Annotated in this window: 9 protein-coding genes and 2 pseudogenes; all 11 read left to right on the top strand. The window is 41.5% G+C overall.

Features of this window, described 5'->3' with window-relative positions; genetic code table 11:
* Positions 1-201 precede the first annotated feature (201 nt).
* Positions 202-1077, top strand: a complete 876-nt coding sequence (locus tag Q4A91_RS08720) for a DUF4300 family protein (protein ID WP_303213667.1) — start codon at positions 202-204, stop codon at positions 1075-1077.
* A 21-nt stretch (positions 1078-1098) separates the two neighbouring features.
* Positions 1099-1281, top strand: a complete 183-nt coding sequence (locus Q4A91_RS08715; RefSeq protein WP_303213665.1) for a hypothetical protein — start codon at positions 1099-1101, stop codon at positions 1279-1281.
* A 96-nt stretch (positions 1282-1377) separates the two neighbouring features.
* Positions 1378-1884, top strand: coding sequence for a YfbM family protein (locus tag Q4A91_RS08710; RefSeq protein ID WP_303213663.1), 507 nt, complete (start codon positions 1378-1380; stop codon positions 1882-1884).
* 178 nt (positions 1885-2062) lie between these two features.
* Positions 2063-2617: pseudogene (locus tag Q4A91_RS08705) on the top strand (hypothetical protein).
* Positions 2618-3240: 623 nt separating this feature from the next.
* Entirely contained in the window at positions 3241-4701 is a 1461-nt protein-coding gene (locus Q4A91_RS08700; protein ID WP_303213661.1) for an aminotransferase class I/II-fold pyridoxal phosphate-dependent enzyme, read from the top strand.
* Positions 4702-5562 (top strand): polyamine aminopropyltransferase, encoded by an 861-nt coding sequence (gene speE, locus Q4A91_RS08695; RefSeq protein ID WP_156012044.1) that lies wholly within the window; start codon positions 4702-4704, stop codon positions 5560-5562. It begins immediately after the preceding gene.
* Positions 5559-6818: a saccharopine dehydrogenase family protein gene (locus tag Q4A91_RS08690; RefSeq protein WP_303213659.1), complete on the top strand. Its 1260-nt coding sequence runs from the start codon at positions 5559-5561 to the stop codon at positions 6816-6818. The genes speE and Q4A91_RS08690 overlap by 4 nt, the downstream gene beginning before the upstream one ends.
* Positions 6818-7945: a carboxynorspermidine decarboxylase gene (nspC, locus tag Q4A91_RS08685; RefSeq protein ID WP_303213657.1), complete on the top strand. Its 1128-nt coding sequence runs from the start codon at positions 6818-6820 to the stop codon at positions 7943-7945. The genes Q4A91_RS08690 and nspC overlap by 1 nt, the downstream gene beginning before the upstream one ends.
* Positions 7942-9027 carry an agmatine deiminase gene (gene aguA, locus Q4A91_RS08680; RefSeq protein ID WP_303213655.1) on the top strand — a complete coding sequence of 362 codons (1086 nt, stop codon included), beginning with the start codon at positions 7942-7944 and terminating at the stop codon, positions 9025-9027. Before nspC ends, aguA begins: the two co-directional genes overlap by 4 nt.
* A gap of 9 nt (positions 9028-9036) precedes the next feature.
* Positions 9037-9912, top strand: a complete 876-nt coding sequence (gene aguB / locus Q4A91_RS08675; RefSeq protein WP_303213653.1) for an N-carbamoylputrescine amidase — start codon at positions 9037-9039, stop codon at positions 9910-9912.
* 144 nt (positions 9913-10056) lie between these two features.
* Positions 10057-10662, top strand: a pseudogene (locus Q4A91_RS08670) (TraX family protein); the annotation flags it as partial.
* Positions 10663-10717: the final 55 nt, after the last annotated feature.

Genomic DNA, 10717 nt, shown 5'->3' with positions numbered 1-10717 from the left:
CTCGTCTCCTCTCGTGCTTAGTTATAGGTCACCCACTACAGTTGACATAGAGCCTTAAAAAGACTGTAATGAATGGGTGATTCGTGCAGTCTTTTTTTGACTTATGTAGTATAATATAGCTAAGTCAACGATTACTAGCTGCATGATTAATGAATGCTGTTTAAAATGAAAAAGAGACTTGTACTCTAGAAGGAGAGTTTCATGAAACGAACGAAAAAAGTAGTAGCCTTGGGATTGTGTTTGCCCTTATTTCTTGGATTGGCTGCTTGTCAGCAAAATAATACGAGCACTGAAGCTACAAATCAGACACAGACCAGCTCAGATAAAGTTCCTTGGACGGCTTCATATTCCAATCTAAACGGTCAAGTCAGTACCGAAGAGGTCAAATCTTTCTTATCAGCTCACTTGGATCCAAATAGTGTTGAGGCATTTTTCAATCTTGTCACAGCCTATAATGCGACTGTCGGCTCCACTGGCTTAAGTGGTGATTTTACCTCCTTTACGAAGACAGAATACGACGTAGAGAAAATCAGCAACCTCTGGAATCAAAAAAAGGGTGACTTTGTCGGGACCAACTGCCGAATTAATAGCTATGCCCTCTTAAAAAATTCAGTTACAATCCCAAAACTCGAAAAGAATGATCAGTTGCTTTTTGTGGATAACGATGCTATCGATAAGGGAAAAGTATTTGATGTGAAAGATAAGGAAGAGTTTGATATTCTATTTTCTAGGGTGGAGACGGAAGCAACGACGGATGTAAAAGTTCACGCGCAGAAGATGGAGAAATTCTTCTCCCAGTTTCAATTCAATGACAAAGCTCTAATGTTGTCTGTTGTGTTGCATGACAATTTGGATGGAGAGTTTCTTTTTGTTGGGCACGTAGGTGTTTTAGTGCCAGCTGAGGAGGGTTTCTTATTTGTAGAGAAACTGACTTTTGAAGAGCCTTATCAAGCTATTAAGTTTGAGAGCAAGGAGGATTGTTACAAGTATTTAGCTACAAAGTATGCGGATTACACTGGTGACGGATTGGCTAAGCCTTTTATCATGGATAATGAAAAGTTGGTTGAAGGTTATTAAGATAGGCAAAGGAGAAGTAATATGGAGACTGTAATAGCGCTTTTAGTTCTCATTTTTATCGGATTCTGGGCTATAAACATTCTCAAGCCTCGTAAGGCAAATAAAAAGGAAAGATTTATTGGCTATATGCAGCGCTATGATATAGATGGTGAGGGTTATCAGTCAGAAGTCTGGGAAGTGACGGAAGATGAGAATGAGAAATAAGGAGGAGTATCCAAAAACAGTAGATTTCTTGCCTTTTTCAAGAAAGGGAACTAGTAACATTAGTGCTATCCTAAGGAACTTATAGGAGGAAACATTATGGGAATGACTGCTAATTATCAATATATATCTGACAATGAATTAAGCCAAATAAAGCGGTATTCTTGTCAGGAAGAGGATTTGCTTGACATAGTAGATGATTATCCTGAAGGAAATGATACGTTGATAGATATTGACAAAATGTGGGATGCCTTACTCTTTGTTATGACAGGTTTTAGTAGTTCAGAATTTATGGATGACGACCCCTTGAGAGAAGCTGTCTTGGGAGTGACCCCTTTAGAAAATGTGTCAGAATATATAGCCTATACTGAACACTCAAAGATAGCTGAGATTGTTCAAGCATTAGAGAATTTTGACATGGATAGGGCTTTAGCTAACTTTAGCATGGAAGCATGTAAGAAGGCCGATTTGTATCCCGATATTTGGGATTATCTTGATGAAGAGGAAGAAATCAAGGATGACATTCGAACCTGCTTTGTAAAAATGAAGGACTTTTATAAGAAAATCTTAACTCTCAAGGGGAATGTCTTAGTGACTATTTGTTAACTACTTTTACCAACTGTTAGTCAAGTGCGTGATGAATGCACATCTAGAAAATCGTACACCTGATGATTTGTCTGCTGAAGGAAATATTCCACAGTATAGTCAGACGGAATAGATAGAAATAGGTTATAGAATTTGTAAGCATAATAGATTTTAAGTTTTAAGATGGAGGACTAAAGAGATGGGAAGAATTGAATGGGAAAATGCCAAGACACGTTTAGATGCCTTGCTTGTCATTGATGAGTATCGAACAGATCCAAATGAGACCTGGCTTCGATTGATCGTTAAGACTGAGGGAAGCTATGGGGTTCGTTACCTTATCGACAATGGTTCTGGTGATTCTCTAGATGTAATCTTTACTGGTAAAATCATCCTTATAAAGGGCTTTGATCATGAAAACAGTTTGAGTCAATTTGCTGCGGATGAGTGGAATCAAGACATCATAGACGGATTTTATAAAGGACTGAATGAAAAGTATCAAAACCGTTACTCAGAAGAGCAAAAAGATGAAACAACCTTCTTTATCTAGTATGACGGTCAAGAACATCAAAATACCTATCAAGATCAGGACGGTGGCGAATGGTTGTTATCCTATTTCTTTGACAGTTTTGAGAAATTTCATGAGTTTGTGACGGATTACTATTCAATTACCGTAGATGAGGACTTACTTAGAAAACTTTACAATCAAGGACAGCTTTCAGAAGTAGAATTGGAGCAGTTGATTCGCACTTCCTAGCTGGAAATATGTATAAAATCTAATGAAAAGAATTGATTTTCAATATCAAGTCATACTTGAAGAATTATTGAAGTAGTTAATGTCTGTAGTTTCTTTTTTCTTATGTCTGTGACGCTTTAAAGCGATTTCTTTTTATAGTTCAACAGAATTTGACGAACAAAAAACAAAATTCTTTAAAAAAGTTTCACAAAATACTTTACAAGCTCTTGTAAACATGATATAGTTGTAAGGCTTAGAAAATGAGATGATGTTTTCTAGCAAATATAAACCCGAGTAAAAAATGCCTACGGACAGGCAGGGTTGAATGCCGAAGCGTGGTTAAAAAGCCACATTATTGATAGGGTTAAAAGCCTACTTTTATAAGTTGATGTTAGGACGTTTGTCCTAATTCATAAATTTTTAGTGTGGTGAAAGCACACGTCATCTTGTGAAACGATCAATAAAGTACGTAATATTTGCTACTAGAGAGTTAGGAAACATCAGGAACAGATATACTCAACAGAAACCAAAATACACACGTCAGAAGATTGCAGAGCAGGAGAAAACCTGCTCTTTTTTCATAAGTCAACCTTTAGTCGCCTTTATTTTCTTGAGGTGCTAAAAATACGGTAAAGGAGTATGTCTTGAAGAAGTTAGAACAAAACCAAGCCCCAATTTACGAGGCCTTGGTCAAGCTACGCAAGAAAAGAATTGTCCCCTTTGATGTGCCAGGGCACAAGCGTGGACGAGGAAATCCAGAACTTGTCGAACTGTTAGGAGAAAAATGTGTTGGTATCGATGTCAATTCGATGAAACCTTTGGATAATCTTGGTCATCCCATTTCGATTATTCGGGATGCGGAGGAGTTGGCAGCGGATGCTTTTGGTGCAGCCCATGCCTTTCTCATGATTGGGGGAACAACCTCATCAGTTCAAACCATGATTCTTTCGACTTGTAAGGCAGGAGATAAGATTATTCTGCCACGGAATGTCCACAAATCTGCTATCAATGCGTTGGTTCTATGTGGAGCCATTCCCATCTATATCGAGATGAGTGTGGATCCTAAAATCGGCATCGCTTTAGGTCTTGAAAATGACCGGGTGGCCCAGGCCATTAAGGAACATCCAGATGCTAAAGCCATTTTGATTAACAATCCTACTTACTATGGAATTTGTTCGGATCTGAGAGGATTAACAGAGATGGCTCACGAAGCGGGCATGCTAGTTTTAGTGGATGAAGCTCATGGAGCGCATTTGCATTTTACAGACAAATTGCCACTGTCTGCTATGGATGCTGGCGCTGATATGGCGGCGGTCTCTATGCATAAGTCTGGTGGGAGTTTGACTCAAAGCTCCATCCTGCTTATCGGCGATCAGATGAATCCTGAGTACGTTCGTCAGATCATCAACCTGACCCAGTCTACATCTGCCTCTTACCTACTTATGGCTAGTCTGGATATTTCACGTCGTAACTTAGCCCTTCGTGGAAAAGAGTCTTTTGAGAAAGTTATTGAGCTATCCGAGTATGCTCGTCGTGAAATCAATGCTATCGGTGGTTACTATGCCTACTCAAAAGAGTTAATAGACGGAGTGTCGGTCTGTGATTTTGACGTGACCAAGCTGTCCGTTTATACTCAGGGTATTGGCTTAACAGGTATCGAAGTTTATGACCTCTTGCGAGATGAATACGATATTCAGATTGAATTCGGGGATATTGGCAATATATTGGCCTATATTTCAATTGGTGACCGCATCCAAGACATTGAGCGTCTGGTTGGTGCTTTAGCTGATATCAAGAGACTTTACTCGAGAGATGGGAAGGACTTGATTGCTGGAGAATATATCCAACCAGAGTTAGTGCTGTCTCCTCAGGAATCCTTTTATTCAGAGAGAAGAAGTTTAACCTTGGATGAGTCTGTTGGACAGGTCTGTGGGGAATTTGTCATATGCTATCCTCCAGGAATTCCAATCCTAGCACCAGGTGAACGCATTATACGAGAGATTGTGGATTATATCCAATGTGCCAAAGAACGTGGTTGTTCCCTCCAAGGGACGGAAGATCCAGAAGTCAATCACATCAACGTCATTAAGAGAAAGGAGAACTAGATGGATTTATGGTTTTCTGAAGTTCATACTCCAGATGTGAAACTGTCCCTGAGAACAGCCAAGCAACTCTACGCTGGTAAGAGTGAATGGCAGGATATAGAGGTATTAGATACACCAGCTTTTGGAAAGATATTGATCTTAAATGGACATGTCTTGTTTTCAGATGCGGATGATTTTGTCTACAATGAAATGACGGTCCACGTTCCCATGGCTGTCCATCCCAATCCCAAGAAAGTCTTGGTTATAGGTGGTGGTGATGGCGGTGTTGCCCAAATATTGACGCTCTATCCTGAACTGGAGCAAATCGATATTGTAGAACCTGATGAAATGTTGGTAGAGGTTTGTCGTGAGTATTTTCCAGACTTTGCTGCAGGCCTTGATGACCCTCGCGTCACCATTTACTACCAAAATGGACTGAGATTTTTGAGAAACTGTGAAGATGATTACGATATCATCATCAACGATGCGACAGATCCATTTGGACATACAGAAGGGCTCTTTACTAAGGAATTTTACGGCAATAGCTATAGAGCCTTGAAAGAAGACGGGATCATGATTTACCAGCATGGTAGTCCCTTCTTTGACGAAGATGAGTCTGCTTGCCGAAGCATGCACCGCAAGGTCAATCAAGCTTTTCCAATTAGCCGGGTTTATCAAGCACATATACCTACCAGTCCTGCTGGCTATTGGTTGTTTGGATTTGCATCAAAAAAATACCACCCTGTCAAAGATTTTGACAAGGAAGGTTGGAAAAAACGTCAGCTATTTACAGAATACTATACTGCAAACTTACATGTGGGGGCCTTTATGTTGCCCAAGTATGTTGAGGACATTTTAGAAGAAGAGGAAGGAAAAAAATGAGTCGTTTACTAGTTATTGGATGTGGGGGCGTTGCCCAAGTTGCTATTTCAAAGATTTGCCAAGATAGCGAAACCTTTACAGAGATTATGATTGCTAGCCGTACCAAGTCAAAATGTGATGACTTGAAGGCTAAACTGGAAGGTAAAACAAGTACAAAGATTGAGACAGCTGCCCTTGACGCTGACAAGGTTGAAGAAGTGATTGCTTTGATTGAAAGCTACAAGCCAGAAGCTGTTTTGAACGTAGCACTACCATATCAAGATTTAACCATTATGGACGCATGTTTGGCGACAGGTGTCCACTATATCGACACGGCCAACTATGAGGCTGAGGACACAGAAGACCCCGAATGGCGTGCTATCTATGAAAAACGCTGCAAGGAACTTGGTTTTACAGCCTACTTTGACTACTCATGGCAATGGGCATATCAGGAGAAATTCAAAGAAGCGGGCTTAACTGCTCTTCTCGGTTCTGGTTTCGACCCAGGTGTGACCAGTGTCTTTTCAGCTTATGCTCTCAAACACTATTTTGATGAAATCCACTATATCGACATTTTAGACTGTAATGGTGGTGACCACGGTTATCCATTTGCAACAAACTTTAACCCAGAAATCAACCTCCGCGAGGTTTCTGCGCCAGGTTCTTACTGGGAAGATGGAAAATGGGTCGAAGTCGAAGCTATGTCTATCAAGCGTGAGTATGATTTCCCTCAGGTTGGGCAAAAAGACATGTATCTCCTTCACCATGAAGAAATCGAATCACTTGCCAAAAACATTCCAGGTGTTAAACGCATTCGTTTCTTTATGACCTTTGGGCAATCTTATCTAACGCACATGAAATGCTTGGAAAACGTTGGTCTCCTTCGTACGGATGCTATTAACTTTAATGGACAGGACATTGTACCGATTCAATTCTTAAAAGCCTTGCTTCCTGATCCATCCAGCCTTGGCCCACGTACAGTTGGAAAAACCAATATCGGCTGTATCTTTACAGGTGTCAAAGACGGTGTTGAAAAGACTATCTATATCTACAATGTTTGTGATCATCAGGAATGTTACGCAGAAGTTGGTTCACAAGCAATTTCTTACACAACAGGAGTTCCAGCCATGATTGGGACCAAATTAGTGATGAATGGAACTTGGAAACAACCTGGAGTCTATAACCTTGAAGAGTTGGATCCAGATCCATTCATGGAAGCTTTGAATGAGTATGGATTACCTTGGGTTGTGGTTGAAAATCCACAAATGGTGGACTAATGAAGTTAGAACAAGTACCCACACCAGCCTATGTCATAGACTTAGCCAAACTAGAAGCCAACTGCCGTATTTTACAGCAAGTTCAGGAAGAAGCGGGCTGCAAGGTTTTACTTGCTCAGAAGGCTTATTCCCTCTACAAAACCTATCCCTTGATTAGTCAGTATCTGTCAGGTACGACGGCTAGTGGTCTCTATGAGGCAAAGCTAGCTAGAGAAGAGTTCCCAGGGGAAGTCCATGTATTTGCTCCAGCTTTCAAGGATGCAGACTTGGAGGAATTGCTGGGGATAATGGATCATATCGTCTTCAACTCGGAGAGACAGTTGCGTAAACATGGCGCTCGTTGCCGAGAGGCTGGTATTAGTGTCGGTTTGCGCCTCAACCCTCAATGTTCTACCCAAGGAGATCACGCGCTCTACGATCCTTGTGCACCAGGTTCTCGTTTTGGAGTTACTCTTGACAAGATACCGAGTGATTTGCTGGACTTGGTGGATAGCCTTCATTTTCATACCCTTTGCGAGCAAGGGGCAGATGATTTAGAGACAACTTTGAAAGCTGTAGAAGAACAGTTTGGATCTTATTTACATGAGGTCAAATGGCTCAATATGGGTGGAGGACACCACATCACAAGAGAAGACTATGATGTGGAATTGCTGATTTCTGAAATCAAACGTATACGAGAAACTTACAATCTTGAAGTCTATATCGAGCCGGGTGAAGCCACTGCGCTCAATGCGGGTTATCTAGCTACTGAAGTATTGGATATTGTCGAAAACGGTATGGATATCTTAGTTTTAGATGCGTCCGCGACCTGCCATATGCCAGACGTACTTGAGATGCCCTATCGGCCACCTTTGAGAAATGGCTTTGATGCACAGGAAAAAGCCCATACCTATAGACTTTCTTCTAATACCTGCCTGACGGGTGATGTGATTGGTGATTATAGTTTTGAAAATCCAGTTGAAATTGGTGACAGACTCTATTTCGAAGACATGGCTATTTATTCCTTTGTCAAAAATAATACTTTTAACGGTATTGGCTTGCCAAGTCTCTATCTCATGGACGAGCAAGGTGACTGCAGCTTAGTCAAAGCCTTCGGCTATCAAGACTTTAAAGGAAGATTATCATGATGAACAGTCCAAAAAAATTAGGCTATCGTATGCCAGCAGAGTATGAACCCCATCATGGTACCCTCATGATCTGGCCAACTCGACCAGGTTCATGGCCCTTCCAAGGAAAGGCTGCTAAGAAGGCCTTTAGCCAAATTATCAAGACCATAGCAGAAGGGGAAAGAGTCTATCTTTTGGTGGAGCAGGACCATCTATCTGAAGCCCAATCCTATCTTGGAGAAAAGGTTGTTTATCTAGATATTCCTACTAATGATGCTTGGGCGCGTGATACTGGGCCGACCATTCTCGTCAATGATAAAAGAAAAAAGTTGGCAGTCGATTGGTCTTTTAATGCCTGGGGTGGTACTGTAGATGGTCTTTATCAAGATTATGAAGATGATGACCAAGTAGCCAGTCGTTTTGCAGAACTCTTAGAGATACCTGTTTATGATGCCAAACCTTTTGTACTAGAAGGTGGATCCATACACAGCGATGGTCAAGGAACCATTCTTGTGACTGAAAGTTGCCTACTAAGCGCTGGTCGCAATCCCCACCTGTCTAAAGAGCAAATTGAAAACACCTTATTAGAGTGCCTTGGCGCTGAAAAAGTTATCTGGCTGCCTTATGGTATTTATCAGGACGAAACCAATGAACACGTTGACAATGTTGCCGCTTTCGTTGGTCCTGCAGAGCTTGTCTTGGCTTGGACAGATGATCAAAACGATCCCCAATATGCCATGTCAGTAGCTGATTTAGAGCTCTTAGAGCAAGAAACAGATGCAAAAGGGCGTCACTTCACCATTCATAAGCTTCCTATCACAGCTATTCGTCAAGTTGTCACTAAAGAAGATTTACCAGGCTATACCTATGAAGAAGGGGAAGAAGAGCGTTATGCAGGTGAACGTCTTGCAGCTTCCTATGTCAATTTTTATATTGCCAACAAGGCTGTCTTAGTGCCCCAGTTTGAGGATGTAAACGACCAAGTGGCCCTAGATATCCTCAGCAAGTGTTTCCCAGACCGTAAGGTCGTAGGAATTCCAGCCAGAGATATTCTCTTAGGTGGTGGCAATATTCACTGTATCACCCAACAAATCCCAGAATAGGAGAAAAAGATGAGAAATGTTAAAGTTGCAGCGATCCAGATGCAATGCGCCAAGGATGTGGCGACAAATATCCAAACAGCAGAGCATTTAGTACGTCAAGCTGCAGACCAAGGCGCACAAATCATTCTCTTGCCTGAATTATTTGAACGCCCTTATTTCTGTCAGGAACGCCAGTATGACTACTACCAGTATGCCCAGTCGGTGATAGAAAATACAGCCATTCAGCATTTTAAAACCATTGCCAAGGAGCTAAAGGTCGTTTTACCCATCAGTTTCTACGAGAAAGATGGCAATGTCTTGTATAACTCAATCGCCGTCATTGATGCAGATGGAGAAGTGCTGGGCGTTTATCGAAAGACCCACATACCAGATGACCATTATTATCAAGAAAAATTTTATTTCACGCCTGGTAACACTGGTTTCAAGGTCTGGGATACTCGCTATGCTAAGATTGGGATTGGCATCTGTTGGGATCAATGGTTTCCTGAAACCGCGCGCTGTCTTGCGTTGAATGGGGCAGAATTGCTCTTTTATCCTACAGCTATTGGTTCGGAACCTATCTTGGATACAGATAGTTGTGGTCACTGGCAACGTACCATGCAAGGTCACGCAGCAGCTAATATTGTCCCAGTCATTGCAGCCAATCGTTATGGTTTGGAGGAAGTCACTCCTAGTGAGGAAAATGGCGAACAGGGTTCCAGTCTTGACTTCTACGGTTCGTCCTTTATGACGGATGAAACAGGAGCTATTCTAGAGAAAGCTGAAAGACAAGGAGAAGCTGTTCTGTTAGCAACTTATGACCTTGATAAGGGAGCAAGTGAACGCCTCAACTGGGGACTGTTTCGAGATAGAAGACCAGAAATGTACCAACGGATTACCGATTAGAAGATAACTTTCATAATAAATTTTTGATATTCACGCCTGTCTTACAAAAATGCAAGATAGGCTTTTTAAATGTAAGATGAGTGTACGATTATACGTGGAAATGTATGCTATACTCTATGTAAATCAAAAAGAAAGAGGTTTATTATGAAAAAATGGAATGCAACGCAGTTGAAGTATCTGATGGCAGCAGTAATGGTTCTGGACCATATCCCTCATATCACCGGGATCGTTTCTCCTCTGTGGGAAGGTATCTTCCACGCCTTGACCCGTTGTGTGGGAGTTTGGTTTGCCTATATGGCTATGGAAGGATTCATCCATACTCGAAATCTGAAAAACTACCTCATCCGTCTTTGGAGTTGGGCGCTTATCATGTTTGCTGGAAATAGTCTACTCAACGCCCTATTTGCATCCAAAGGAGTAATGGTCAATAATAACATTTTCCTGACTTTGGCCATCGGTGTTACCATGCTTTGGATTGGTTTTCCCAGAAAAGAGTTGGATAAAAAGGAGAAGTTGTGGCGTCGGATTGGAGTTGCTGGGCTCTTGATTTTCGGGTGTCTTTTTACTGAGGGTGGCATCACCATGCTACCATTTCTCTTGATTAGTTACTCTTGTCGAAATCGCAAGAGCTTGCGAAATCTCCTCTATGCCTTTCTGTGGGCCTTCTTGTTAGTGACTTCCATCCAAATATACGACACATGGTACCAAACACTGGAAATGATGCTTTACAATTCTGACTGGCTCTTTATCGGCTCTATGTCAACTGTAGTGGGTGACCTATAACTAAGCGCGAGAGGAGACGAAC

Source organism: Streptococcus sp. (assembly GCF_030528045.1).
GTDB lineage: Bacteria > Bacillota > Bacilli > Lactobacillales > Streptococcaceae > Streptococcus.
Note: the sequence above shows the minus strand (reverse complement) of the source record. Positions and strands in the feature narration are given on the sequence as shown.

Bases quoted from the DNA above. Each gene is read 5' to 3' on its own strand.
- Q4A91_RS08720 (WP_303213667.1), top strand. From the start codon at position 202: ATGAAACGAACGAAAAAAGTAGTAGCCTTGGGATTGTGTTTGCCCTTA.
- Q4A91_RS08715 (WP_303213665.1), top strand. From the start codon at position 1,099: ATGGAGACTGTAATAGCGCTTTTAGTTCTCATTTTTATCGGATTCTGG.
- Q4A91_RS08710 (WP_303213663.1), top strand. From the start codon at position 1,378: ATGGGAATGACTGCTAATTATCAATATATATCTGACAATGAATTAAGC.
- speE (WP_156012044.1), top strand. From the start codon at position 4,702: ATGGATTTATGGTTTTCTGAAGTTCATACTCCAGATGTGAAACTGTCC.
- Q4A91_RS08690 (WP_303213659.1), top strand. From the start codon at position 5,559: ATGAGTCGTTTACTAGTTATTGGATGTGGGGGCGTTGCCCAAGTTGCT.
- nspC (WP_303213657.1), top strand. From the start codon at position 6,818: ATGAAGTTAGAACAAGTACCCACACCAGCCTATGTCATAGACTTAGCC.
- aguA (WP_303213655.1), top strand. From the start codon at position 7,942: ATGATGAACAGTCCAAAAAAATTAGGCTATCGTATGCCAGCAGAGTAT.
- aguB (WP_303213653.1), top strand. From the start codon at position 9,037: ATGAGAAATGTTAAAGTTGCAGCGATCCAGATGCAATGCGCCAAGGAT.